The organism is Capilliphycus salinus ALCB114379 (assembly GCF_047276495.1).
GTDB lineage: Bacteria > Cyanobacteriota > Cyanobacteriia > Cyanobacteriales > Microcoleaceae > Capilliphycus > Capilliphycus salinus.
In genome coordinates this window covers 2,068,437-2,094,651 of sequence record NZ_CP178543.1, presented here as the reverse complement: position 1 = coordinate 2,094,651, position 26,215 = coordinate 2,068,437, and the positions used below count along the sequence as shown (strand labels likewise).

At 38.9% G+C, this 26,215-nt stretch carries 17 protein-coding genes and 1 pseudogene; 13 read left to right on the top strand and 5 right to left on the bottom strand.

Going from position 1 to position 26,215, the window contains the following annotated elements; all coding sequences use genetic code 11:
* Positions 1 to 13 precede the first annotated feature (13 nt).
* The 7 genes and pseudogenes from ACL6C3_RS08635 (at position 14) to ACL6C3_RS08605 (ending at position 15,593) form a co-directional block, all read left to right on the top strand.
* A complete protein-coding gene (locus ACL6C3_RS08635; RefSeq protein WP_413166754.1) occupies positions 14 to 2,617 on the top strand; it encodes a tetratricopeptide repeat protein in 2,604 nt (867 codons plus the stop codon).
* Positions 2,599 to 2,913: pseudogene (locus ACL6C3_RS08630) on the top strand (tetratricopeptide repeat protein); the annotation flags it as partial. The gene ACL6C3_RS08635 and the pseudogene ACL6C3_RS08630, both read left to right, overlap by 19 nt.
* Positions 2,914 to 2,916: 3 nt before the next feature.
* Entirely contained in the window at positions 2,917 to 4,956 is a 2,040-nt protein-coding gene (locus ACL6C3_RS08625; protein ID WP_413166753.1) for a glycosyltransferase, read from the top strand.
* Positions 4,957 to 5,015: 59 nt separating this feature from the next.
* On the top strand, positions 5,016 to 8,195 hold the full coding sequence (locus ACL6C3_RS08620; RefSeq protein WP_413166752.1) for a glycosyltransferase: 3,180 nt from the start codon (positions 5,016 to 5,018) through the stop codon (positions 8,193 to 8,195).
* Between the two features lie 54 nt (positions 8,196 to 8,249).
* On the top strand, positions 8,250 to 10,622 hold the full coding sequence (locus ACL6C3_RS08615) for a tetratricopeptide repeat protein (RefSeq protein ID WP_413166751.1): 2,373 nt from the start codon (positions 8,250 to 8,252) through the stop codon (positions 10,620 to 10,622).
* A gap of 353 nt (positions 10,623 to 10,975) precedes the next feature.
* A complete protein-coding gene (locus ACL6C3_RS08610; RefSeq protein ID WP_413166750.1) occupies positions 10,976 to 11,752 on the top strand; it encodes a class I SAM-dependent methyltransferase in 777 nt (258 codons plus the stop codon).
* Positions 11,753 to 11,816: 64 nt separating this feature from the next.
* On the top strand, positions 11,817 to 15,593 hold the full coding sequence (locus ACL6C3_RS08605) for an FkbM family methyltransferase (protein ID WP_413166749.1): 3,777 nt from the start codon (positions 11,817 to 11,819) through the stop codon (positions 15,591 to 15,593).
* A 53-nt stretch (positions 15,594 to 15,646) separates the two neighbouring features.
* Here ACL6C3_RS08605 and ACL6C3_RS08600 read toward each other — a convergent pair whose 3' ends face one another.
* Together ACL6C3_RS08600 and ACL6C3_RS08595 are read right to left on the bottom strand one after the other, a co-directional pair.
* Positions 15,647 to 17,575 (bottom strand): sulfotransferase, encoded by a 1,929-nt coding sequence (locus tag ACL6C3_RS08600; RefSeq protein ID WP_413166748.1) that lies wholly within the window; start codon positions 17,573 to 17,575, stop codon positions 15,647 to 15,649.
* 68 nt (positions 17,576 to 17,643) lie between these two features.
* Positions 17,644 to 18,723: a glycosyltransferase family 1 protein gene (locus tag ACL6C3_RS08595; RefSeq protein WP_413166747.1), complete on the bottom strand. Its 1,080-nt coding sequence runs from the start codon at positions 18,721 to 18,723 to the stop codon at positions 17,644 to 17,646.
* A 38-nt stretch (positions 18,724 to 18,761) separates the two neighbouring features.
* Here ACL6C3_RS08595 and ACL6C3_RS08590 point away from each other — a divergent pair, with 38 nt between their 5' ends.
* A complete protein-coding gene (locus tag ACL6C3_RS08590; RefSeq protein WP_413166746.1) occupies positions 18,762 to 19,970 on the top strand; it encodes a tetratricopeptide repeat protein in 1,209 nt (402 codons plus the stop codon).
* An 8-nt stretch (positions 19,971 to 19,978) separates the two neighbouring features.
* Positions 19,979 to 20,197 (top strand): tetratricopeptide repeat protein, encoded by a 219-nt coding sequence (locus ACL6C3_RS08585; protein ID WP_413168282.1) that lies wholly within the window; start codon positions 19,979 to 19,981, stop codon positions 20,195 to 20,197.
* A 58-nt stretch (positions 20,198 to 20,255) separates the two neighbouring features.
* On the opposite strand, the gene ACL6C3_RS08580 is transcribed toward ACL6C3_RS08585, so the two are convergent.
* Positions 20,256 to 21,620: an FkbM family methyltransferase gene (locus tag ACL6C3_RS08580; protein ID WP_413166745.1), complete on the bottom strand. Its 1,365-nt coding sequence runs from the start codon at positions 21,618 to 21,620 to the stop codon at positions 20,256 to 20,258.
* A gap of 351 nt (positions 21,621 to 21,971) precedes the next feature.
* Between ACL6C3_RS08580 and ACL6C3_RS08575 the strand changes: the two genes are divergently transcribed.
* Positions 21,972 to 22,475: a hypothetical protein gene (locus tag ACL6C3_RS08575; protein ID WP_413166744.1), complete on the top strand. Its 504-nt coding sequence runs from the start codon at positions 21,972 to 21,974 to the stop codon at positions 22,473 to 22,475.
* Between the two features lie 61 nt (positions 22,476 to 22,536).
* Positions 22,537 to 23,013, top strand: coding sequence for a hypothetical protein (locus ACL6C3_RS08570; protein ID WP_413166743.1), 477 nt, complete (start codon positions 22,537 to 22,539; stop codon positions 23,011 to 23,013).
* A 145-nt stretch (positions 23,014 to 23,158) separates the two neighbouring features.
* Here ACL6C3_RS08570 and ACL6C3_RS08565 read toward each other — a convergent pair whose 3' ends face one another.
* Positions 23,159 to 23,728, bottom strand: coding sequence for a Uma2 family endonuclease (locus tag ACL6C3_RS08565; protein ID WP_413166742.1), 570 nt, complete (start codon positions 23,726 to 23,728; stop codon positions 23,159 to 23,161).
* Here ACL6C3_RS08565 and ACL6C3_RS08560 point away from each other — a divergent pair.
* Positions 23,727 to 23,876, top strand: a complete 150-nt coding sequence (locus tag ACL6C3_RS08560) for a hypothetical protein (RefSeq protein WP_413166741.1) — start codon at positions 23,727 to 23,729, stop codon at positions 23,874 to 23,876. The genes ACL6C3_RS08565 and ACL6C3_RS08560 overlap by 2 nt on opposite strands.
* Here ACL6C3_RS08560 and ACL6C3_RS08555 read toward each other — a convergent pair.
* Entirely contained in the window at positions 23,873 to 24,001 is a 129-nt protein-coding gene (locus ACL6C3_RS08555) for a hypothetical protein (protein WP_413166740.1), read from the bottom strand. The genes ACL6C3_RS08560 and ACL6C3_RS08555 overlap by 4 nt on opposite strands.
* Positions 24,002 to 24,240: 239 nt before the next feature.
* On the opposite strand from ACL6C3_RS08555, the gene ACL6C3_RS08550 reads away from it, so the two are divergent.
* On the top strand, positions 24,241 to 26,184 hold the full coding sequence (locus tag ACL6C3_RS08550; RefSeq protein WP_413166739.1) for a putative capsular polysaccharide synthesis family protein: 1,944 nt from the start codon (positions 24,241 to 24,243) through the stop codon (positions 26,182 to 26,184).
* Positions 26,185 to 26,215: the final 31 nt, after the last annotated feature.

Below are 26,215 nucleotides of genomic sequence, written 5' to 3'. Positions count from 1 at the left end.
ATCGGGAATTCCCATGAATGTGTCTAAATCCAATCAACCGATGCGAGCCGAAGATATCCTGCGTAAAAGCCTAGCTTTCCTGACTCAACAGGCTGAAGCCTATTTGAAACAAGGTCAATTTGAGGATGCCCGCAAAGCAAGCGAGCAACTGTTGAAAATTCAGCCCAAACACGCCCCAGGGTATAAGTTAATTGGGGATGTGTTGTTGCGTCAAGGCAGCTTACCAGAGGCGCAACGTTATTATACTCAAGCGTTAGAGTTGGAACCGAATTGGGCGGAAGTTCACGCAAATATTGGCAGCATTCACGCCAAAGCCCAACAATGGCAACAGGCTTTAGAATGTTATCAAAAAGCGATCGCAATCAAGCCCGATTTTGCCGGCGCTTATCGGAATGTAGCACGAGTTTGGACACAACTCAATCAGCCCCAAAAGGTTAATCAATGTTTGTATAAAGCGTATACTCTCGAACCGCAGCAGGTAACGGCAGGGGAACATTTACAGTTAGGAAATGCTCTAAAACAGCAGGGAGAAATCGAAGAAGCGATCGTTTGTTATCGGAATGCGATCGAACGCGATGCCAATCTATCTTCGGCTTATCAAAGTTTAGCAGATGCGCTCAAACAACAGGGGAAAATGAAAGAGGCAACCCCCTATTATCGCAAGGCAATTGAACTCAATGCCCAACCCAATCTACAACAAAATCTACAACAAAATCCCGCACAATTCAATCCGCCAGCCGATACCTTAGCCGCAGCCGAAAAACCGGAAGAAATCCCCCCAGAAGATACCTTAGCAGCAGCGATGAATAACTCTGTTGCCGCGACAACAAATGGCACCGCAGCATCTATTAAGCCTCCTTCTCAACCGCAACCGCCCAAACCCGAAGAATTAATCGAAAAAGCAACAGCATTTTGTGCAATTCAACAATGGGAAGCGGCAATTAATACCTGTCAAAAAGCGTTAAAAATACAGCCAAATTTAGCCGTTGCTTATAAAATTCAAGGCAACGCTTTACAGATGTTGGGTGAGATTTCAGCGGCGATTCGTTCCTATGAAAAAGCCGTAAATATTCAGCCTCACTACCCCGAAGTTCATGCCAATTTGGGGAGTTTATACGCCCAACAAGAACGGTTAGAAAAAGCCGTTTCTTACTATCAACAAGCCATTACTCAAAAACCAGATTTTGCAGGGGCTTACCGCAATGTGGCGAAAATATTTACCCAGATGGGAGAACATCAAAAAGCCTCTCATTGTTTAGAAAAAGCCTACGAGTTAGAACCCCAAAAAGCCACCGCAGAAGATCATCTGAAACTGGGAAATACTCGTCTACAACAGGGGCAACTGCAAGCCGCAATGACTTGTTATCGTCATGCTTTGCAGTTAAATTCTAACTTTGCCGGTGCTTACTACGGAATTGGCGAAATTCAACGCCTACAGGGAGATGCCGTTAACGCCCTAGAATCTTACCGCAAGGCGACAGAACTTGCACCCCAACAACCCGAATATTATCAGAGTTTAGCTCAACTGTTAGCCCAGCAAGGACAGTCCCAAGAAGCGCTGGAAAGCTATAAAAAACTGTTAGCATTAAACCCGAATTCAGCCTTAGCTTATCATCAAATTGGGGAAATTTTCAAACTACAATGGCAGTTAACAGAAGCAGTAGCAGCCTACCAAAAAGCCATTCAACTCAGTCCCAATTTTGCCGCCTCTTATTACAGTTTGGGGAAAGTATTAGCCAAACAGGAACAATGGCAAGAAGCGGCTTCCGTGTTGCGTCAGGCGATGGAATTAGACCAAAATGCAGATGCAGAAGCCTGTAAATGTTTGGCCGATGCCCTCGTGCAAGCGGGAGAGACAGAAGCGGCAATTAAAGCCTATCAAAAAGCGACAGAATTAAATTCAAATTACGGAGAAGCCTATCAAAAACTCGCCGATTTATTGCGGGATAAAGAACAGTTTGAAGAAGCGATTTCTACTTATCATCGGGCGATAGAATTAAAATCAGATGTGTGGTGGGTTCATAACGGATTAGCCGATGTTTTGTTAAAGTTAGAACGGTGGTCTGAAGCGATAGAATCTTATCGGAAATCAATAGAATTAAACCCCGAGTTTTCTTGGTCGCACAACAGTTTGGCCGAAGCGTTGGTCAAGCTAGAACGTTGGGAAGAAGCCGTTATTCCCTATCGTAAAGCCATAGAATTAAACCCCGAATTTCCCTGGTCGCACTACAATTTAGGGGAAGTATTGGTTAAGTTAGGAAACTGGGAAGAAGCCGTTGTCGCCTATCGAAACGCCCAAAAAATTCAGTCCGACTTACCCGCAATTGAAGAAAAATTAGCCGATGCGTTGCGGGAACGGGCGATGATAGACTTAAACGAAGCGTTAGGGTATTATCGCCAAGTTATCCAACAAAATCCCGATCACGTTGCTATTTATCACAAGGCGTTAGAAATTAAACCCGATGATGCCCAATTATACTGTCAGTTGGCCGATACTTTAGTCCGATTTAATCAGTTAGATGGGGCAATTGTATTCTATCAAATGGCACAACAGTTAGAACCCGAAGATGCCAATATTGCCTATCAGTTAGGTAAGGTATTAGAAAAAAAAAAGTAAACATTGACCAAGTTGCAGAGTATTATCAAAAAGCTATTGAATTAAACTCTGCACACTTTTGGTCTTATCAGAGTTTAGGTGATATTTTTCTGAAAACCAATCGGATTGATGATGCGATCAACTGTTATTACAAGGCGATTGAAATTAATCCCAATTTCTACGGAACTTATCATAATTTAGGGGATGCACTCAGCAAACAAAGACGACGGGAAGAAGCGGTAGATTGTTATCAAAAAGCAATACAACTTCAACCGGACTTTTGCCAATCTCATCACAATCTTGGAGATCTTTTAAAAAGAATGGGTCAACTTGATGCCGCAGAAGATGCTTATCGTCAAGCGATTAAGTCCGACTCAAAGTATTACTGGAGTCACCACAATTTAGGAGAGGTGCTTCATCAAAAAGGTCAGTTAGAAGAAGCGGCAAGTTGTTATCGAAAAGCGATTAAAATCAATCCAGAAGTTGCCAAAGCTCACTACAGCTTAGGGACTGTTTTACAGAAACAAGGACAGCTTGAACAGGCAATCAAAAGTTTTGAAAGAGGACGAAAACTGAATCCAGAAAAAAGTATAGATTCCCAAAATATTCTACAGTTGAACCCCCTGAAAAGCGGTTTTGAGGATGAAGCCGTTCGATCGCAATTAGAGAAAATAGACTTCTATAATCAACCCTTACTTGAGGCTTTACCCCAAAAATCAGAGCCGAGTTTGTCTTACCAAGCAGATATTATTGTTTGCGTTCACGATGCCTTAGAAGATGTCAACGCTTGTATAAATTCTATTATCCAACAGACAAAAGGGAGGTATCGCCTGATTCTAATTGATGATGGTTCTGAACCGCCAACCGCAGAGTTATTGCGTCATTGGGAGCAGCAGTTCTCCTCAGTAATTCTGCATCGAAATGAAACGGCTCAAGGGTACACTAAAGCAGCAAATAAAGGTTTAGCAAGTAGTACCAGTAACTATGTTGTCTTATTAAACAGTGACACCATTGTTACTCCTAGATGGCTGGAAAAAATGATAGAATGTGCCGAATCTGATCCGGAGATTGCAGTTGTTGGCCCCTTGTCTAATTGTGCTTCGTGGCAATCTGTGCCGGAACTTTATGATGGTAAAGGCGACTGGATGATCAATACTATTCCTGGCAATTACTCGTTAGATCAATACAGTGAATTGGTTGAAAAACTCTCAGAAAAAAGTTTTCCCAAAGTTGGTTTTATTAATGGGTTTTGCTACCTAATTAAGCGTGTTGCACTGGAGAAAGTTGGTGTTTTGGATGAAGACAATTTTCCCTATGGCTATGGGGAGGAAAATGATTTTTCGTTGCGGGTGAGAAAAGCAGGATTTAAGTTAGCAATAGCCGATCATGCTTATGTTTATCACGCGAAATCAAAAAGTTTTGGTCATCAACGTCGAAAAGAACTTGGAAAGCAAGGATCAGCTAAACTGAAGCAAAAGCATCCTGAGGTTGATATTCAAGCTTTAACAGATGAAATTAAACACAACAAAAATTTGGAAAATTTACGAATAAAACTCCAAAATAAAGCTCAATCTCCCCATCAAGTTAGCAAGCAGTCAGAGCCATCTACTCAGGGAATACTTGAAACAAGTGTTCGAGAGAAATATTTAGCGAAATTACATCTAAGGTTAATGCTGAGACGAAAGTGGGCTTACTTACGTTACCTTCATTTGAGAGAAGCTTTCAGACAGGTTGAACCTATGGATTCTTTTCTGAGTGTCGGTTGCGGTACCGGTTTAGCCGAAGTTGCTTTAGCTTTGGAATTTCCCAACACGCACTTTCATCTCACTGATTATCAAAGTTATCGGTATGAGGAATCAATTCAAATCGTTAAAAATTGGTCTATACCGAATGTAACATTTGGGGCTTACAATGCCCTTGTTTCTCATAATAAAACTTATGATTTTGTGGCTTCAGTCGAAGTGATTGAACATATTGAAGATGATGCTCTTGCTATATCAAATATGTGTAAAACCGCGAATAAATACATATTTGCGTTAGTTCCTTTTGCTAACCCAGAAGAAAATGCTAATCCTAAATATCGAGAAAATGCTTGGAAAAAACATGAGCATTATCGAGTTGGGTACAATGAGGCTAATCTCAGGCAGTTATTCCCTAGCGATATTGTTGTAATTCGTGGGTGTTATTGGAGGAAACATGGATACCAGCTTCGTCAGAAACTTTCTCAGCTTTCAGATCAAGAGATCAGGGATACCATATCTGAATTGATGAAGCAGGCTACAACAGATCTGCGTGAAAGTATTCCTCTGAGCTTTACCAAAGAAGCTTTAGGTATTTGGATTTTGGCTAGAACAAGTTGAGAGGTCACACATGAAGTTAGAAATCCTTGAATTAAAGTCAGTATTTATAAAGAGTGTTTATGAAGTTTAAAATTATTTTTGTCTTACCTGTTAGAAGTGGCAGTGGTGGCGCTCACTCGGTTGTGCAGGAATGTTTGGAGCTATTTAGATCTGGGGTTGATATTCAAATAGCTGTTAATCAAGAAAATTCTAATTCTTTTCTGAGGATCTATCAAAATGAAATCCCGGAGATTGATCAACTAATTCTTGCCTATTCTAATGAAGATCATCTGAAAAAATTAGCACGGTCAGCGTCGGTTGTCTGTGCTACGATTTTTAAATCGGTCAAAATTGTAGCAGAGATTGTTAAAGTTCATCCGAATATACTTCCGGCGTATTATGTACAAGATTACGAACCCCTTTTTTTTGAACCTCATACTCCTGAATGGAAAGAAGCGATAGAATCCTACACTTTAATTCCCAATGCCGTTTTATTTGCAAAAACACAGTGGCTTTGTGATGTTGTTCATCGCTCTCATCACGTTACTGTACATAAAGTTGAACCCAGTATCGATCATCAAGTTTATTATCCCGATTTAAAACCCAACCGAAACCTAATTGAAATTGCGGCTATGGTGCGGTTTTCAACCAAACGTCGCGCTCCCCTGCGAACTTTGCGAATCGCTCATTTACTCTCTAATTTATTTCCCAATCAAGTCCGTTTTACCATCTTTGGAACAACCGTTGAAGAAATAGAATCTCAGGGATTTTCTGTTCCTGATTCGGCAACAGTTTTAGGTCAACTCAGTCGTTCTGAGGTGGCTAGTGTGTTGAGAAAATCAGATATTTTTCTGGATTTATCAGATTATCAAGCTTTTGGAAGAACCGCACTAGAAGCAATGGCATCAGGTTGTATTTCAGTCGTTCCCGAACGGGGAGGAACCAATGAATTTGCAATCCCTTATGTGAATTCTTTGGTGATTGATACAACTTCTGAAAAAGAATGTATTCAGAATATTTCTGAGTTAATTCAAGCCGATGCTCATGTACTCACTCATATGAAGTTCAAAGCAATTGAAACGGCTGCAAGATACTCAACCAAGCGAGCAGCTTTTAGCATTCTCAACTTATTTTATCAGAAGTTAACTCCCCAATACAACTATTTTCAAACAGCAAAAACCGAAACAAAAACAACAATAACAGTTGTTATTCCTGTTTATAATGCCTACGAAGAAACAAAAGCTTGTATCAAGAGCCTCTTGAAAAATACTGAATTTCCTCATCAGGTTTTACTCATTGATGATTGTAGTACCGATGAAAGAATATGGCCTTTGCTCACCTCCTATGTTGATGCTCACGAGCATATAAAAGGGATTAGAAATCTGAAAAATATGGGGTGGACAGCGACAATGAATAAGGCATTTATTCTGACAACAGGTGACTTGATTCTTCTCAATAGTGATACTCAAGTAACACCTCAATGGTTAGAAAAAATTATCCGAACTGCACGGAGTCAAGAAAATGTGGCAACAGTCACTCCTCTATCGAATGCAGCAGGCGCTTTTTCGGTTCCTGAAAATAATACTGTTAACACTTTACCTGAATATATTTCTCTTGAGGAGATGAGTAATTTAGTTGAAAAACTCTCCTCAAACTTATCACCCAAAGTTCCAACTGGAAATGGATTTTGTATGTATGTCAGTCGCCAAGTGTTAGATACAGTGGGGCTGTTTGATGTCGAACATTTTCCCAGAGGATACGGGGCGGAAAATGATTTTTGTATGCGATCTAGTGCCGCAGGTTTTATTCATTTAATTGACGACTCAACCTTTATTTATCACCAACGCAGTGCATCTTTTAAAGAGGAAAAAAACAGCTTACTAGAAGACAGTAAAGCGAGTTTAAAAACCCTCTATCCTCACTACAAAAAATCTATCACCGACTGGCTAGAACGCGATCCTTTAGAACCACTTCGTCAGTCTTTAAAACAGGCTTTACAGGAAATAAAACCTCCCATTTTACCAGAAGTTCAACCGCAGGATGAAGGTCCGGCGCTGCTTTATATTCACCACGATGGTCAAGGTGGAATCATTAATAACAATCAAGATTTGATGGATGTGGTTTCCCAAAACTATAGATGTTTGATGTTGAAAACCAACCTTCAGCAATGGCGTTTGTTTGAGTATAAAGAAAACTCCCTGAAATTTTTAAAGCAATTTGAATTGCAAGACGAGTGGAGAATTGAACACTCATTAAAAACAAAACAAGAGAGTATCTTAGATGAGGTAATATCCGAATTTAAAGTAGTTCTAGTACACATTCGGAACTTGCTCGCCAATGCGCCGGAAATTATCCCCGCTATCAAGAAACGAGGATTACCTGTTATTTTTTCCTTCCACGATTTTTATACCGTTTGTCCGACGGTTCATTTGATTGATAACCGTCGCAATTATTGTGCGGGACATTGCAGCCCCGGCAAGGGAACCTGTCGAGTGCCAAGAACTTGGATTAAAGAAATTCCTACACTCAAGCATGAATATGTGTATACTTGGCGGGAGAGGGTAGCAGAGGCGTTGCGTCATTGTGATGCTTTTATTACCACTTCAAACAGTGCTTACAATGTGATTGTCGATCATTTTCCCTTCTTAAAGAACGCTCAGTTTTCAATTATTGAACACGGGCGAGATTTGCAGCAATACCAATTTTCTTCTGTGCCTCCAAACGATAAACCGGTGAAGGTTGTTTTCTTCGGAGCGCTGGGAATTTCTAAGGGAATAACTATCGTTGAGCGTATTATGCACATTAATGCCGAAAGAGGTGGAATCTTTGAGTTTCATTTAATCGGTGATAAGCCTTGGACTTTTAAACCCGCTCAATATGGAGGAGTCTATCACGGCCCCTATGAACGCGAAGAATTACCCAGTTTGTTATCTAAAATTGCTCCTTCTTTTTCGATTGTTCCTTCGATTTGGCCCGAAACTTATTGTCATACCTTAACCGAATCTTGGGCGGCTGGAATTCCAGCTTTTGCCTCCAACCTGGGAACACTAAAAGAGCGAATACAAAATCATGGTGGCGGTTGGTTGCTCGATTATAAAAACCCTCAGGTGTGGTATGATGGTATGGTCAAAGTTTTAGATACACCTGGAGAATATGAACAACGGTTAGCTGAGGTTAAAAGTCTCGAACTTCCAACTGTTCAAGATATGGCAATACAGTATGATCAGAGATATAGTAGTTTAATTACGGTAAGAGCATAAACCATACAAAAAAAGAGAGTTTATTATGTCTAAAATAATTGGGTATTAATCGTTATGAAAGAAGAATATAAATATTTACTTTATATCGAAGAAGCAGAAGAAAGTTATGTCAAAAAAAATTATATAAAGGCGATAGTTTATTGTCAGAAAGCAATTCAAATCAAACCCATGGAAGCTACTTCATATAAAGTTTTGGGCAATATTTTGCAATCAATAGGACAATTTAAAGACGCAGAAAAACAGTATCTTAAAGCTATTAAACTTCAGCCGAATTACGCTGAAGTTTATGCAAATATTGGAAGTCTATACGCTAATAATCAAAATTGGAATCAAGCTATCTCTCTCTATCAAACAGCTATTAATCTGAAGCCAGATTTTATAGGAGCTTATTGTAATTTAGCAAAAGTATGGATCAAATTAGGTAACTTAATAGAAGCTGCACAAGTTTACTATAATGTGGGAAAAGTCAAATCTCAGCAAAATCAAAATCTAGAAGCTATCTCTTTCTACAAAAAAGCAATTCAACTCAAGTCAGATCAAGCAGAATATTACCTTGCTTTAGGAGATATTCTCAAAACTCAGCAGCAATGGGATGAAGCAGCCTTAGCTTACGATGCTGCGATCAGAGTTGATCCTAAACAGCCAGAAGCATACTTCAAACAAGGAATAGCTCTATCTCGTTTATCCCAACTAGATCAAGCTGCTTCTTATTATAAAAAAGCAATTGAACTTAATCCAAATTCTTATGATTACTATCACCACTTGGGAGATACATTTTTATACCTTAAACAGTATCTTAATGCAATTGATGCTTATGAAAAATCTATTGAACTATACCCCAAGTATATTTGGTCTTATAATAATCTGGGACTAACATTGTCAAAAATAGAACAATTTGAGAGGGCAGTAAGTTTTTATAACAAGGCAATTAATTTAGGAGGAAATAACCCAAGAATTTATTATAACTTGGGTTTTTCACTGGAAAAACAGGAAAAATGGGATGAAGCAATTAATGCTTATCTAAAAACAATTGAACTTGATTCAAATTATGATTCAGCACTGCATAGCTTGGGCAATATTTTTGTCAATCAAGGACATTTTGATTTAGCAATTCATAACTATAAACGTGCCATAGATATACGTCCAAACCTTTTTTCTTATTATCAGAGTTTAGGAAATGCTCTAGCCCAGCAAGGTAAGTTAGATGAATCAATTAAAGCTTATCGCCGTGCGATTGAACTCAATCCTAAATCTGTACTAGGATACGCAAAATTAGGTATGTTGTTAGCTCAACAAGAGGAATGGAGTGAGTCAATTTATATTTTTATAGAAGCACTATGTATTACCCCTAATCATCAGTTACTGTATAAGCAATTAGGTTATGTACTCGAAAAATTGGGAAGACTAGATGAATCTCAGCAGTGTTGTAGGGCTATTTTTCCTAATTCTCTTCTCAAAGAATTTGGCTTTTCCTCTGGAAATATAATTCAAATTGCTTCAAACTCTTCTGCTACAGAAACAAAATATATAGAGTTATCTAAAGAGAAAAAAATTAAACTTATACCTGCTCAGACTCTATCTCAGACACTCCATGAAAGCTTTATTTCACATTATAAAGTTCCTAAAGACTTTGTTGTTTTTGTTGAAAATGGATGTGGATTTGGAGACACACTCAATAGTGCTGTCATCACTTCTAGTAACCAGCTTTTGAAGTATGCTTCAACAGGAAATTGTGAATTAGTGTTCGCGTCTAAAAAACTACCAGAAGTTCTAGAATTAGAGGGGAAAGTTGTTTTTTTATCAGCAAAGCATAGTAGTGGAAACTACTATCATTGGATGTTTCATGTGATCGCACGTCTTGAACTTATAGAAGCAAGTGGTTTTACTCTAGAATCTATAGATAAATTTGTCTTACATACTTGCCATCTTTCATTTCATCAAGAAACTTTAAAAATATTAGGCATTCCCGACAAGAAAATCATAGAAACCCGCTTTTATCCTTTTATCAAGGCAGAAGAGATGATTGTTCCATCACTCTCACTACCTTGTCCAAGTATAAGATCGGTGAATTTTCTCAAGAATAAATTTCTGATCACAGATCGAGAACAATTGTCTACAATGATTTATATTAGTCGTAAAAACGCCTCTTACCGAAAAGTGATTAATGAGAATGAAGTGAGCGACTTATTGAAAAATTTTGGTTTTACAAGTGTTACTTTAGAGTCAATGTCTGTTACTCAACAAGCATCACTGATGTCATCAGCCCAGGTGGTAGTTTCTCCTCATGGTGCGGGTCTTAGTAACATTATATTTTGTGATCCAAGAACTAAAATAATAGAGATTTTTTCTCCCAACTATGTACAGAACTTTTATCATATTCTCAGCAGTTATTGTGATTTAGAATATTACTATTTGATTGGAGAGTAAATTAATGATAATCGTGTGACAACACAACAAGATATTCTAGTTAATACGAAGAAGTTAAAAGCTTTGATAAAACTATCTAAACTTTAGCAGTTAGACTGAATTAATTCATAAAAATTAGGGTGTTCAAGATCGTATTAAAAATAAACAGCAGGCTTGAAAAACCAAAATTTATCATCTCTTAAGTTATATCAAAATCGCAAAGTGGTAAAATAGGGAATCGGTGTGAATCTTTGGGTTTGAGAAAATTAGATGTCTAGAATTTCTGAGTCCTCGGAAGATATTTCCTCAAAGATGAGAACCAAAGCTGTTCAGTATCTATTGTTCCCAAGTGATCTTAAACGGAGAATGATTTCATGGATAACTTTTCTAATTCCACTCAAGTCACTCAAGATTACATTTTTTATCAGGGCTTACGTTTACCGCCTAAAAACCTTCGCTGGGGAGGCCCACGCTATTTAGATGATGAGTTTTATTTAAAGTCATCTAAGGATAGAGTCAAGTTGTTAGCCAACCTCTGTGGGTTTTCAAAAAACAGCAGAGTTTTAGATATCGGCTGTGGACAAGGATGTTTACTTACGGGAATTCTATCTGTTTATGGAGAAATTAAAGAGTATGTCGGGTTGGATGTACATCAGGCTTCTATTGATTGGACATCTAAAAATTTATCCAGTCAATCTCCACCAGTCTCTTTCAAACTGCTGAATATTTTTAATGAGAGATACAATCCCGATGGCGAAGCAATCACGAAAGAAGTTCATTTTCCGGTTCCCGAGCGTCAATTTGATACAATAGTTTTAGTCTCAGTTTTTTCTCACATGAGATTGAAAGATATTCAAGCTTATCTCAAAGAGATAGAAAGAGTTTTAGCCGTGAAAGGTAAGGTTTTTTTAACACTCTTTGTAGAGCATGGTGTACCGGAGGAGGAAGAAAATCCAAAAGGATACTATCGCGAGTGGTCTGGGGCATTGCACTGTATTCGGATTAATCGTTTTACATTTGAAGATATGGTCTATGATTCTGGACTAATTATTGATTACTTTAGATATAGACATACAAATGACGGCCAATCATCCTATATTCTTTCATTAAAAGATGATTCACCTTTTCAAGCCAAAGTGTTTCAAAGTTAAAGCCCAAGCCATTGATTGCTTGAATAATACTCGTAATATGTACCCATCAATAATTATAACCTAAATGTCTCTCTTGTTTTTTACTTCGGCAAATCAAGCTTACGAAAAGTTTGTTCCAGTCTATATATTTTGTTGTCTGAAGCATAATCAAGACGCTTATGTTGAGATTTGTTTAGAAAATAGCAGCGAATATATTTCTAAAAACTCAGAATGTTTTCAAATACTCAGTCAGGTTTTTCCCGATAAATTTCACTTGAGAAATGCGAATTTTGTTAAAATTCTTCCCAATTCTGTCAGATTTTTAGAAACTCCGCAAAAGTTCAATCATTGTGAATATGTGTACATCGGGGATATTGATATATTAATCATGGAAGGTGATATCTGCAAAAAGCATCTTCACAATATGAATGTAAATAACTTACCTTTCAGCAACATCATTAGACCGGGAACACTTCATTCGGAATTCCCCAGGTTGACGGGCTTACATTTTGCCCCGTTTCAACTTCAGTACCCATTACCGGATGTTTCAGACATACCCGTGAGAACAGCAAATGATGAGTTTCTGCTTTACACAATGATGTCTCGTAAAGGAGTGATGGTTCCAGAAAGTGCTACTTATCGTCCGGGTCATGGAATTCATATTAGTATGAATAGGCATCCTCTGGGGTGGATTGACAAAGGAAAACTCAAACCCGGATGGATGATTGAACCTTACAGTCAAGCTTTTATACAAATGATGAAGGATCGTGATTTTCAACTCCTTTATCCTTTTCTTGACCTAGAAATAAAAAACTGTTTAACTTTGATAGAAAACATAGCCCGCAATGAATTTGATCGGTTCTCAGAATTTTGCCAAAAGTTTGTCATTACCAGAAGTCTTGATGAAATCAAGGGAAATTTAACTCTTAGTCAGGTATTGAATCCTAGTGATACAGGCAAAAATATTGATTTTATTAGATCTTCTATCTTGAGATTAGTCAAGGAAAAGGAAATTCGGAGTATTCAGGAAATATATAATGATTGGTCTATCTTACCATTAGATCTTTTAGAAGTGATAGACTATGCCTTTATTGTTCATGTCGGCAAAGATAGAAAAAGCACAAATTATTCTAAAGTTGTAGTCATCAATCGCCCCAGTCACTTGGATGAAATCCCGATTCTTCAGGTGGATTTTTTGATTGCTCGGAATATGCTGATTTCTCGGAATCAGGAAAGCGTAGTTAAATTTATTCATAAAGTCCATAATGCCGGAGTGAAATTTATTGCTTTCTCATACTTTCCTCGGCAGGAGCCATATATCGATAGGCAAGGTTTTTTCCCAACAAACTTTACTCTCCTTCCTTTTAATTTTCCCAATCCTATTGTCAAGCTTAAAGATCGAGAAAATGATCCAGATGATCTATATAATGATAAACTGATCGGAATATGGAAAGTTCAAGACCTTCTGACTTCTTTATCTAGTATGAATAAAGCAACCTTACCCAAAAATAACAATCAACCATTAGATAGGATTAAAAATAATTTGAATCAATTTTTTAAAAACTTTTCAATTGATCGCATTCTACATATTCATTCAACCGAATTTAAACCCGATAATACTCCACTATCTTTAGGGGAAAATATTTTGTCTCTTTCGGTAAAAGACTTTCAAGATTTATCCGCTCAATTAGATGTTTTTAACTATATCCTTAAACCCGCAAATTCCAATTTATATGCCTGCGTTTTCGCAAGAATATTTTGCCCAAATTTTCGCTTGCTAACTCATCTAAAATTTATTCGATCTAGTATAGATAATGGGGTAAAATATTATGGATTAACCTATATCAAAGAAAAGAAGTCAGGAGCTATTGAAGTCAACAAGACCTTCGTCAGGTTTCCCCCCCAACTCTTTGAGTGGCAAGAAAGCGAAGAATCGAGTATTTTTACAGGAATATGGGAAATTCAAACTTTAAGAACGTTCCTCGAAGATCATCATTTTTCTATGCTGAAAAGTCGTGCTTTGAGATTTCGGAAGTTTTTGCTTGAATCAAAACGGTTTAGAGATGCTCTCAAATTCCAATATTCTCTGTGTTCAGCTTTTCCTGATGATCCTCAAATTTGGCATCAGCTAGCATGGCAATTGAATGGACTCAAGAAATTTAAGCGAGCGGAGGTAGCACAACAGCAGGCTCTGAATTTAGATCCCAATAATCTTACCTATCTCACAAGTTTACTTAAAATATATCAGTCACGAAAAAATATTTCACAAATTCAGAAATTAGAATCTCGGATTTTAACAGTCAGGAAGGCTGGTGAAATTGATTTCAATAAGAAAGCAAAGGTGGAAATTGAGAAGTGTTGTAGCAAAATAGATTCTCTACTCAAAGCTTTAAAAGAAGCCGACTTACTCACGGAGATTGACGAACAACTCAATTCCAAGCAAACTTTGCTCAGAAAAGAGCTTAAAGAGTCAATACCTGATTGGATAGAAGGATGGAGAATTTACGCTCCCAATCCTTGTTCAGCAGGCGAATTTTCTGAAGTCAAAGGTGTCGGTCAATTTAAGATTACTGATAATGCGGATTGCCTGCAATCTCGGCTGGCTCGGAAAGTGCCGTGGGAATTGCCGATTGCTTTATTCTTAGTCGAACTTCTCCCCCGATTGAAAAATGGGATAGTTATTGAAGTCGGTTCACATATTGGCTCTCACTCTGTTTTTATTTCTAGACTTTTTGATGGTGATGTGCTTTTGTATGAACCACTTAAGTTCAATTTTACGCTATTGCAAGACAACCTATACAGGAATCAGGATCAAGTTGACTTAAAAAGGGTTAAATTAATTAATGCGGCTGTGAGTTCAAAGCCAGGTGTACAAGATCTGAAAATTGTTAGTAATAATTTGGGGATGGCAAGACTGGATAGTGAAGATTTTGTTGCCGTTGAATCTGTTGAAGTCAGAACATTGGATTCTGATATTAAGCAAGGACAGCAAGTTTCTTTAATTAAGATTGATGTTGAAGGTCATGAATTGGATGTGATCAAGGGTGCCGCTAGAGTGATCAAAGAAAGCCAGCCTATCTTACTGATTGAAATTTGGCAACAGAATTTTTCTGAATTTGTTAAGTTAATGAATGAATTTGACTATGACTATTTCCATCTTTTTCGCTCGGATTGGGTCTTTTATCCTCGCAATCAATCTAGCCCATTAAAACCTTTAGAACTCCGCCAATTAACTCAAGATATATTCACTAATATTTATAAAAACAATAATTGGAGAGGTTCTGAGTCGATTTCAGGCACCGGATCGAGCTTAGTGGCTACAGAAAAAATTAGGGAACAATTACCCCCCCTGCTCAAAGAACTGAACATTAAGACCATGATAGATATTCCCTGTGGAGATTTTCACTGGATGAGTCATGTCGATCTTAATGTTGAAACCTATTTCGGATTTGATATCGTTGAAGAAATGATAGAACAGAATCGGAAAAAATATCCTAATAAACAATATAAGTTTGAATGTGTTGATATTTTGACGGATAAGCTTCCTTGTGTAGATCTGATTTTCTGTCGGGACTGTATTGTTCACTTTTCTTACCAAGATGCTTATCAAGCTTTTTCCAATATCATTAACAGCCAATCCAAATATTTATTAACCACTACCTTTCCGGAAAAGGAAAACAAGGATATTAAAACAGGACAGTGGCGGCCATTGAATTTGTGTCAATCTCCTTTTAATTTTCCTTTACCTATTAGACTTCTTAAAGACCGAAACCCATTGAAAAATGATCCCTATGCCGATAAAAGCATGGGTTTATGGGAAATTCGGCAAATTCGTGAATACTTCAAAACTTTTTCACGTTAACTGACAAGAATTTTTGGGTTTCAATTCTATTTCTCAAATTAGAATAAGCATCACTAAGCGCTAACTAACTTAGGCTTAACACTCATCAGACGACGAACTAACTGTTTCCACTCGTCCGAATTTGTTAAAGATTCAGTATTTAGAGAAACACCGCTTTCCATCGAAAACTTTGCAAAACTCTCTAACCAGTTCAAAACCGTTTCGGTTCGGGAAAAAGGCTTATATTTTAGAGACTGCTGCAAGTAACGAGCCATTTTTTCAAGATTACCATTTTTGTAAGCATACCACGCATCTTGCAGCAAAAGCTGATAAGATTCATCCGGTTGACCCGCGATCGCTTGTTGTAGCCGTGAACGCTCAAACTCGGCTTGAACCTGTTTGAGTTGAGAGTGTGTTTGCTCCAGTTCCCGTTGGCTTTGTGACCATTTAGATTGAACTTGTACTAACTCTTTCTCAGTTTGATCTAACTTAACATTCGATTGTTTCAGTTTCTCTTGGGTTTCCTGAAGTTGAGATTGTTTGGCTTCAAGTTCGGCTTTGGTTTGTTTAAATTGGCTGTGGGATTGCTTTAAAACCTCCTCTGTTTGATGCAGTTGAGACTGGGATTTATCCAGCAGTTCTTCGGTTTGTTTCAGTTGAGATTGAGATTGCTTCAAGTTTGAATCTTTCTCTTGGAAAACCAGATAATACTGTTCTAATTCTTCCTGTATTTGATGGAATTGAGCGTATTTTTGTTCTAACTCCAGTTGAGAACGGTGCTGGTTTGATAAAGATTTTTGCAGTTCCTGTCTGGTTTGAGATAAATCCCCCTGAGACTGTTCTAATTCCTCTTGAGTCTCATGCAGTTGAGATTGAGTTCTGGTGAGTTCTTCTTGGGTTGATTTCAGTTGTGAATGAGATTGTTCTAACGCTTGCTCGGTTTGACGCAATTGGGACTGTAATTTCTCTAACACTTCCTCGGTTTGACGCAACTGTGACTCGGTTTGATGCAGTTTATCTTGCGATTTATCCAACTCTTGCTGCGTTTTTGACTGTTGAGATGTTACCGTTTCTAGTTCTTGCTCGGTTTGGTTAAGCTGTGATTTCAGTTGCTTAATTTCCGCTCTTAACGCTTGATTTTCGGTTTCAAATCCCCGGAAATTTACCCAATCTTTAAACACCCAAACTCGGTAGGGAGAGGCTTTAATTAATTCCCGCCATGACCCATCTAAATTCTCATCGGGTTGCCAGGATCTCGCTTCGAGTTCCTGATAGATTTCAATCGCTTCAGGAAAGTAATAATCAATCAAACTCGGTCGATGACCCTCTTCCTTTTGATGGTGTAATAAACTCGGATCGTAAAGATTTGATGCGGGTGCAGATAGCGGGATTTTAAACTTTTCCTTAATCGCTTCTACATATAAATTCGGGTCTTTAACAATTTCACGCAAATTCGCTAAAAAACACCGCCGAGAAAAATGATTATAAAAATTAATTATTTTTTGATTATAATGAATCCAAAGCTTGACCGCCATTTCGGGTTCTCGTTGAAAAATAGTATCTTCTCGACGGCGATAGAGAGAATCAACCACTTCCCAAGGAGAACGATAAATTAAGATAAAATTGGCTTCCGGAAGTAAATTCGCCCAAAATTCTAAGAAAAGGGTTGTGCGGGGTTCTTTCCAACCCCAAAGGCTACTAATTGCATTTTTCGCAACAATTTCTTTCGCTTCAGCAACATATTGTTCCTCAACTGTAATTTTATCCTGAAGTGTCCAACCTTTATCGATAATTTCCTGAGAACGTAAAACGGTTCTATGAAACTCCAGAAAGTCTTTATTCTCAAAGTGTCCTTTCGGATTACTTTTATTTGCACCCACCAAGTCACGACCAATATGCAATCCCGCACTCTCCAGCAAGGACGTCGTTAGAGAGGTTCCTGAACGGTGCATCCCCGCAATCACAACAATAGAGGATTTTTCTGGTAAGTTGAGCCGATTCATGGGTTCTAGCTTTGGGTACATGATGTGCTAAATAACATAATGCCAGTCGAGGTATACAGAAGTAAAGACTACCATAATTGCCCAATGTTCTCTAGAATGTCTAAAAAGGCTTTTTGTTCCCGGAACAAACTGTGTTCGCTAACCGTCTGTTGAGCATTCGAGAGGATTTGCTTGACTTGGGATTGAGAAAGTTGTAATGCTCGATCAATTGCAGACAGGATCTTCTCAATTTTGTACTCCGGACGAAAGCAATTATAACCCGGTAGACAAAAGGAACGATTGCCAATACAATCGGGGCAAATCACTAAAGTTCTCAACGCCATCCCTTCTAATGCGGGAAGATAAAATCCTTCTCCCTCCCGAGAGTTGGGTAAGAAAATTGTGATTTTAGCCTGATTAATTTGGTTTAAGTATTCTCGTCTGGGTAAGGGATGGGTTAATAGCTGAACTTGTTTTCCCCGGTTTTCTAGCTGTTGTTTTAATTCGAGTCCCATCGAAGGTTCTTTGAGGGCGGCAATCAGCAGATCAATTTTTTTGTTTTCGGGTATAATCGCTTTGGGAAAAGATGCAGTCTCCAAATGATTCGGAATTACAAATAGAGGCCCGTTCACACAACCCGACTCGATGAGATGCGTTTTGACTTCTTCAGAAACACAGATGCGAATCGCTTTGTATTTCAGAAAAGAATAACGGGCATTATTGGGATCGGCGTGTCTGATATGTTGAATCAGATTAAGAATTGGAATCGCCGAATTTTCCCGTTCGCTTGGGTGTAGCTGTTGCCAATCCATGCCATCTAAAAAAATAAGATCGGGATGGTCTAAAGGTTGAGATAAAATTAAACTAGAATCCGTTTTTGACCAGGGATTACTGCTATCCCAAACGGTCGGAGCGGAATAAAAATAAATATAAGGCGTGTAATTTGGCGATCGCAATACATGATTGAAATAGTCCCAAACTTTTAGATGACCCCCGCTAAATCGTCTAAAATCGCGGTAAAATAGGATGGATTTCCCAGAATCGTTGGTTGGGGTTTTGAGCGGGGTGGGAGACAAATCCCTTTGTTCGGAAAGAATTTGCTCGAGTCGAGACTGGGACCGCTCCAAATCGGCTAAAATTTTCTGTAAATTAGGGATTTGATTATCCATTCTTGACTACAATTTGAAACATTAGACTAACTGCACAAATGATGATATCGGAATCAACTCAAAGTTTGTATTTACGAGATTTTCAAACCGCAAACCAACGGCTGAGAGAGGGTCAGTTGTCTGAAGCGATCGCCCTTTACCGTCAAGCGATAGAACAGAATCCAACTTCGGCCAGATGTTATCATAACCTGGGAGATGCCCTCGCTCAACAGGGAAATCTATCCCAAGCGATCGCCGCCTATCGTCAAGCCCTAAAATTAAATCCGGACTCCATTTGGTCTTATAATAATTTGGGTGAAGTTCTCCTACAAAATGGCGGGGCTTCTGAAGCGATCGCTGCTTTTGAAAAAGCCATTCAACTTGACCCGGACAGTTGCTCTAAATTTTATGAAAATTTGGGAGAAAGTCTGGTTGAAAATCATCGCTTATCAGAAGCGGTTAATGCTTATCAACGAGCCTTGCAGCTTAACCCCAACTCCTCTATAGTGTATTATAAATTGGGGGAAGCTTTCTCACAGCAAAAACAGCCTGATGAAGCCGTCAACGCCTATCAGCAAGCCTTGCAACTCGACCCTTGTTTTTGGCAGGTGTACGCCAGTTTGGGGAAACTGCGAGAACAACAGGGTCAACTCGATGAAGCGGTTGCTATCTATTCCCAAGCGATCGCCATTATTCCCGATATCCCCCAGCTACACTCGCTGTTGAGTGCAGTTTTGGGTAAACTGCGACAGTGGGATCAAGCTGTTGCTTGCTGTTTAAAAGCGGTTGAGTTAGACCCCGATAATTTTCAATTTCACCATCAACTCGGCGATGGTTTTCTCCGTCAGGGTCAACTCGCTCAAGCCGGTCGCAGTTATCAAAAAGCGATCGAGTTAAAACCGAACTATGCTTGGTCCCATCACAATTTTGGGGTAGTTCTTGCCAAACAAAGATTATTTGAACAGGCGATCGCAGAATATCAAACTGCTATCGAGATTAATCCTAAATTTACTCAAGCTTACCACAGTTTGGGAGAACTTTTACAGAGTTTAGGAAATTTGGAGGAAGCCAAAGAACAATATCATCAAGCTTTGCAACTTAATCCTCAACTTTTTCAAACCCATTATCAACTCGGGAATATCTTAGCCGAACAAAATTTGTTTCCCGAAGCGATCGCCGCCTATCAAAAAGCAATTGAAATTAATCCCAACTTTCAAGCTGCCTATGATGGGTTAGAAGCGGTGTTAGTAAAAAAAAAGATAAATTAGCCGATCCCATTACTCAATATCAAGACAAAATTAACCGTAATCCTTCTGATGGGAAAGCTTATTTAGATTTAGGAAAAGCATTAGAAAATGCGGGTCAGTTACAAGAGGCGATCGCTTGTTATCAAAGGGGTATTGAACTTTTAGGAGATGCGGTTCATCTGGTCTATTATCGCAACTTAGCAGAAGCATTAATAGAACAGGATAAAGTCTCTCCTAACCCCGTTTAATCTTCTTTTTAGGGGCGTAAGGCTTTTATCCTAAACTTGCTTCATCATTAACTGATTGTTAATCGGGGAGAGTTTCAGCGAGAATTTTAGCTAACATTTTAACATGGGCGGCTGAGTTAGTTTGGGAAGATTTTTGAGTGCTTTTTTCTTGTTGCACTTGAGTCAGTTCAGCTTGAGTTTGTTGTAGTTTTTCTTGGGTGTGTGCGAGTTCTTCTTTGGTTTGATGGAGTTGAGAGACAGACTGTTCTAACTCAACTTGTATTTCATCAAGTTGAAATTGGGTGAGTTCCAATTCTTCACGGGTTTGATGCAGTTCAGAACGAGATTGATCGAACTGTTGTTGAGTTTGGGAGAGTTCGGTTTGAGAAGTTTGTAACTGCTGTTGAGTTTGGGTTAATTCGGTTTGAGAAGTTTGTAACTGCTGTTGAGTTTGGGTTAATTCGGTTTGAGAAGTTTGTAACTGTTGTTGAGTTTGGGAGAGTTCGGTTTGAGAGGTTTGTAACTGTTGTTGAGTTTGAGATAATTCCGTTTGAGAGGTTTGTAACTGCTGTTGAGTTTGGGAGAGTTCGGTTTGAGAGGTTTGTAACTGTTGTTGAGTTTGGGATAATTCGGTTTTAGTTTGTTGCTGTTTAATTTGAGACTGTTCTAACTCTTTTTGTATTTGTTCGTAGCGAGACTGTAAATCTTCTAATTCCTGTTGAGTTTGCAAAAGTTCAGCTTTAGTGACCGTTTCCTCAACGACTGGGAGAGTCATTTCATCAGCATTAGGCTGAGTTTCGTCGTTATTTAAACTGAGGTGTTCTCGCAGGTAGAAAACTTCACCCCAAGCAGGATGATAGGGGTTAGCTTCGGCGACACGAACAAAGTGATGTTCGGCGAGGAAAGCGTCAACTTGGTCAATGAGGGCGCCTCCCTCGAATAAATCCTCGTAGCTAACAGTAGTGTAGATCGCTTCGATGTGTTTGAGGAGTTCGGTGGCACCCGAGAGGGCGAGAAGTTCGGCGCCTTGGATGTCCAGATAGAGAAAGTTGAAGTCAGTCGGACGTAGGTTTAGTTCACTCAGGAGAGTATCGAGGCTGCGGGACTCTACGGTAATTTCTTGAGTGACTTTCAGGTTGGGGTAAATTTCCCGGTATCCAGTTAGGGGGAGGATGGAACTGTTGGACTCGATAGAGGTGAGGTTGAGGGTAACGGGGTGGTTGTGGTTGGCGATCGCAGTCTGAGAGATAATAATATTGGGTTTGTCGGCGAAGTTGGCTTGCAGGTATTCAACGGCTTTGGGGTTGGCTTCTATTAACAGTATTTTGGCGGTGTCGGGGGTGGGGTAGCGTTTCAGGTCTTTTCCTTCGTAGGCACCGATGTGGATGATACCGCGTGGGGTGAGGTTGTGTTGCTGGGTGAGGGTGTGGAGGTCGAGTTTCATGGGGTTAACTGAAGTGGAAGTCTTGAGTTAGTATTTTATCTTAGTCCTGTTGCGGTCAGTTTTTTAATATTAACCTCTCCCCCTGCCCCTCTCCTACGAGGAGAAGGGAGTGATTCACCTGATCTCTCCCCCTAGTTTCTCTCAAGCCGTAATTACTTATATTCTTAATAAAGCAATATTTGTCAAGTACGGATAACCGAATACTTTACATCGGTAAACCGAATCTCCGGCGTGCAACTGGGGTCGCCTATGGTTCGTTGTTGTTCGGGGTGCTATTGAGTCCCCTAACCTTCAATCTGTTGCGACTAGCTCTGTGGTTGTGTACAATCTGTTTAGCTCAATCTGCTGAATATGAACTATTCCTCTGCATTAGCTTTACTTAAAAATAAGTACCCGAATTTGACTGTGATTGAAGTTTGGGAGAATGTGCTGTTTTTACGAATGAGTAAAGGTCGGTGTGTTTTCCACCGTAAAAAAGGGACGATTTTTGCGGGTTTGGAAGTTGGTACTTGGGTCTTGGCGGCGGATAATCAAGTAGAGGCCAGACAGTTATACAAAAAAATGGCGATTAAACTGCATCCTGATAAGCAGTCGGGGAGCCATGACAAGTTTATTCAGCTAAAAAATTGTTACGAAAATTATGAGACAATTAGAGCTAGACTTGGGGCTGGATTTTTTGAGTACGATGACTACCCAGAAGACCCAAAATACTCAAAATCTTACTATTACCGAGAAAGACAAACAGACGAGTGGTTCAGGAAAACCTACAGCAGCTATCAAGCCTGGGTTAAAAGACGCAAGGAACAAGACGAGTACGCCAGAAGGCAAGTCGAAAAGTGGGGGTGTCCTTTTTGATGAAACCAGTCGCCGGGTTTTAGATAGAAGACCTCGCTTTGAGAAGGATTATCAGCAACAGTTGGTTTATTATTTGACTAAGGCTTGTCAGTATCTGCCTTGGCGTTTATATATAGAATTCGAGGTTGATTTTCAGGGAAAGCAGGGTTTTATCGACTTGGTTTTAAAAACCCAAAGCCCCCAACATATTTTGATGGAGTTGAAAAAAACCACGATAACTGTTACTCAAGTTAATAATACTTTAGCACGGCATTATATAGAAGGGTATAAGCAACGGACTAAACAGGGTAAATATCCGATGCTTTATATTATTGGTTCTCAATTTGAACCGGAGGCTGAAGATTACGCGGATCAGCTTAACGAGGAATGGAATTGGCAGTTTAAAAGGTATAAATATAAGCCTCAAGTCCAGGTCAGGAATTATGAGCAATTAATGGAGTTTTTTGACTCTAAGTTGATGGGAACTGATATCGGTGGTTTTGAGTTGGACCGGGTGAGGCGGGATGTTCCTTTGTTGTACGAATCGAATTTGAGTTAGGGGGCTGGGGATACACAAAAACTGATTTTTGTCAAGTGTTGGCGGCGATCGCAGTTCGGAGACGCCGAAGCGATACGTGCTACGCACACGCTACGCGATCGCAAACTGAGAGATAATAATATTGGGTTTGAACGTGGGGAAAGATTTACTCAAAATTTAACCAACTAAACATTTCTTTTGCTGACAATTGTAAGTCTTGAAGCGTCTCTAAGGGGGGTAAAATTTCTTCGCCCAATTTAACCTCTGGAAATAAGTTGGGTTGAAATATCATAACTGACTCATCTGTGGGATCGATTAACCATCCGAGTTGGGTGCCTTGATTGACACAAAAAATGATTTTCCGGATCACTTGATTTGCAGACTGTTCGGGAGATAAAATTTCTATTACCCAATCGGGATGAATTTCAAAACGATTCGCTATTTTTCCCCGTTCAGTTTTGGGAATGCGATCCCAAGTGAAAACACTGATGTCTGGTACAATAGAACGTCCTCCAAAAGTACAGCGTAACTCGGGAAAAGCATAGGCTAATTTTTGAGGTGATGCTACCGGGTTAATTGCCGCAACTAAACGACCTTGTAAAACACTGTGTTCTCCTTGAGGCATTGGTTTTTGCTCGATTTTTCCATCAATGTATTCGCTGGCGGGTTGGGTTTCGGGAAGCTCTAAAAATTCTTCCAGCGTGATTTCGGGTTGAATTTGAGTAAAACTAACCATGTTTTTCCTCCTAACCATTGATAGGCTGTTGACTGTCTCCCCACCGATGAGTATAGAATACATTGCGATCGCCATTTTTGAGACGCTACGCGATCGCAGTTTGAGAGATAATAATATTGGGTTTGTTGGCGAAGTTGGCTTCTATTAGCAGTATTTTGGCGGTGTCGGGGTGGGGTAGCGTTTCAGGTCTTTTCCTTCGTAGGCGCCGATGTGGATGATACCGCGTGGGGTGAGGTTGTGTTGCTGAGTGAGAGTGGGTCGGTGGAGTTTCATGGGGTTAACTGGAGTGGAAGTCTTGAGCTATTATTTTATCTTAACCTCTCCCCAAGCCTCTCTCCTACGAGGAGAACGGAATGATTGGTTTTAGTGATGATCTCCCTGAACTTCTGCAAGATGTTCGAGGAAAGGGAACGGTTGAAAATTGAGGAACAAATGACTTGGCTTGTCAGTCTGCATCATTGATCTTGTGACAGACAGAGTAACAAATGTAATGTACTGAACTAGGAACCGTTATGGAACTAAGAACACCTGTTGTTCTAATTATATTTAGGCGTCCGGATACAACGCAAAAAGTTTTTGAGGTCATCCGTCAAGTTCAGCCTTCCAAACTTTTCGTTATTGCTGATGGGCCACGTTTAGATAAACCGGGGGAAGCTGAAAAATGTATGGCTGCTCGAAAAATTATTGAGCAGGTCAACTGGAATTGTGAAGTTTTAACGAATTATTCTGATATTAATTTGGGCTGCAAACAACGGGTTTCTAGTGGGTTAGATTGGGTTTTTAGTTTAGTAGAAGAAGCGATTATCTTAGAGGATGACTGTGTACCAGACCCGACGTTTTTTTACTTTTGCCAGGAGTTGTTGGAACGATATCGAGATGAGACTCGCATTATGCAAATTTTAGGCGAGAATACTCATGGTTATCAATCTCAAAAATATAGTTACTATTTATCCTGCTATACATTTTACTGTGGTTGGGCAACTTGGCGTAGAGCCTGGAAATTGTATGATGGCAGTTTGAAAGTTTGGCCGAAACTTCGGGAAACTAAGTGGTTAGATAATTTACTGGGAAATGAACGGGCTGTTCAGTATTGGTCGAAGATATTTGACCTGGTTTATGAGGGGTTTAATTCCTGGGGATGGGCGTGGAGTTTTACTTGCTTTTTGCATCAGGGTTTGTGTATTGGATCAAATGTTAACTTGATTTCTAATATTGGTTTTGGAGTGGATGCAGCCCATACCAAGAACGAGTTTGATGAAATTGCAAATATTCCTTTAGAAGAAATTTCATTTCCCTTAAAACATCCGACTAAATTGGTTCGTGATTCGGAAGCAGAGAAAGTAATAGATTGTCATCGATTAAGTGGAAGACAGTATTTTCATGGCATTAGAAAGCAAGCCATAGAGAAACTGAATACAGGAAAAAATATAGAAGCTTTGGAATTGTTTGAAGATTGTATTGCGTTTCGTCCCGATCAAGTCGGGTTATATTATGGAAAAGCCGTCAGTTTAGCGAGGCTGGGTAGAATCAATGATGCAATTACGGCTTTAAAAAGTTTAACAGATATTATTCCTGATCATCAAAAAGCCAATCTATTTCTTAGAAAAATAAAAACCAAACTATCCGGTTCAATCACTGATATAAGCCCCGATAAATTATCGGTTTTTTTACAAGATATAGTAGTGACATTTGGTTTCTCGAAGCATACGGCATTAAACAATAATTTATCTTCCTTTAATTCACAAAAATGGTTGATTTACACAATGGGAAAAGTAGCATCTACTTCCATTTCAAACTCCTTAAAGAAGTATGTAGGAGATGCCAATGTTTATGATCTTCATTTTTTAAACGAAAGTTTTATTAGAAACAACTTAGATAGAGGACATTGCCGAGATAGTTTGTTTGTATTAAATAATTGGTTAAATCAGCATCTTAAAATTATATCTCTTGTCCGAAATCCAATCGAAGTTAATATTTCAGGATTCTTCCAAAATATAGAAAAACACTATCCAACTCTGACAAAAATGCAGATTAGTGAGTTAGATGTTAATGAAATGATTGATAAATTTATCAGTCTTGATCCAACTTATCCTTTAAAATGGTTTGACACAGAGTTTAGAGAGCAACTGGGTTTTGATATCTATGCAACTCCATTTTCTGTACTGGGATGGAAAACATATCTTCACCAGAAATATCATATTTTGGTAATGCAAGTTGAATTACAAGATTCCGAAAAAGAAAATATTATAAAAACCTTTTCTAAAAGTCAAAATTTCAAATTAATAAATCATAATTTAGCTTCTGAAAAATGGTATTATCAGAGGTATTTGCAATTTATAAAAAACTTAGCTTTGAGTCGTGAATATCTCGATAGATGTCTTTTGTCTGGATATACAAAGCACTTTTATACAGAAGAACAAATCGAAAAATTTTATCAAAATTATCAATCAAAATAGGCGGGTTTATATAATAATCATAATCAACCCC

What these genes read in the sequence shown, in the direction of transcription:
- ACL6C3_RS08555 (WP_413166740.1), bottom strand. Translation starts at nt 24,001, where the DNA reads ATGAAACTCCACCGACCCACTCTCACTCAGCAACACAACCTCACCCCA.
- ACL6C3_RS08635 (WP_413166754.1), top strand. Translation starts at nt 14, where the DNA reads ATGAATGTGTCTAAATCCAATCAACCGATGCGAGCCGAAGATATCCTG.
- ACL6C3_RS08610 (WP_413166750.1), top strand. Translation starts at nt 10,976, where the DNA reads ATGGATAACTTTTCTAATTCCACTCAAGTCACTCAAGATTACATTTTT.
- ACL6C3_RS08605 (WP_413166749.1), top strand. Translation starts at nt 11,817, where the DNA reads ATGTCTCTCTTGTTTTTTACTTCGGCAAATCAAGCTTACGAAAAGTTT.
- ACL6C3_RS08615 (WP_413166751.1), top strand. Translation starts at nt 8,250, where the DNA reads ATGAAAGAAGAATATAAATATTTACTTTATATCGAAGAAGCAGAAGAA.
- ACL6C3_RS08560 (WP_413166741.1), top strand. Translation starts at nt 23,727, where the DNA reads ATGTTTTTCCTCCTAACCATTGATAGGCTGTTGACTGTCTCCCCACCG.
- ACL6C3_RS08575 (WP_413166744.1), top strand. Translation starts at nt 21,972, where the DNA reads ATGAACTATTCCTCTGCATTAGCTTTACTTAAAAATAAGTACCCGAAT.
- ACL6C3_RS08580 (WP_413166745.1), bottom strand. Translation starts at nt 21,620, where the DNA reads ATGAAACTCGACCTCCACACCCTCACCCAGCAACACAACCTCACCCCA.
- ACL6C3_RS08590 (WP_413166746.1), top strand. Translation starts at nt 18,762, where the DNA reads ATGATGATATCGGAATCAACTCAAAGTTTGTATTTACGAGATTTTCAA.
- ACL6C3_RS08600 (WP_413166748.1), bottom strand. Translation starts at nt 17,575, where the DNA reads ATGAATCGGCTCAACTTACCAGAAAAATCCTCTATTGTTGTGATTGCG.
- ACL6C3_RS08565 (WP_413166742.1), bottom strand. Translation starts at nt 23,728, where the DNA reads ATGGTTAGTTTTACTCAAATTCAACCCGAAATCACGCTGGAAGAATTT.
- ACL6C3_RS08620 (WP_413166752.1), top strand. Translation starts at nt 5,016, where the DNA reads ATGAAGTTTAAAATTATTTTTGTCTTACCTGTTAGAAGTGGCAGTGGT.
- ACL6C3_RS08625 (WP_413166753.1), top strand. Translation starts at nt 2,917, where the DNA reads ATGGGTCAACTTGATGCCGCAGAAGATGCTTATCGTCAAGCGATTAAG.
- ACL6C3_RS08550 (WP_413166739.1), top strand. Translation starts at nt 24,241, where the DNA reads ATGGAACTAAGAACACCTGTTGTTCTAATTATATTTAGGCGTCCGGAT.
- ACL6C3_RS08595 (WP_413166747.1), bottom strand. Translation starts at nt 18,723, where the DNA reads ATGGATAATCAAATCCCTAATTTACAGAAAATTTTAGCCGATTTGGAG.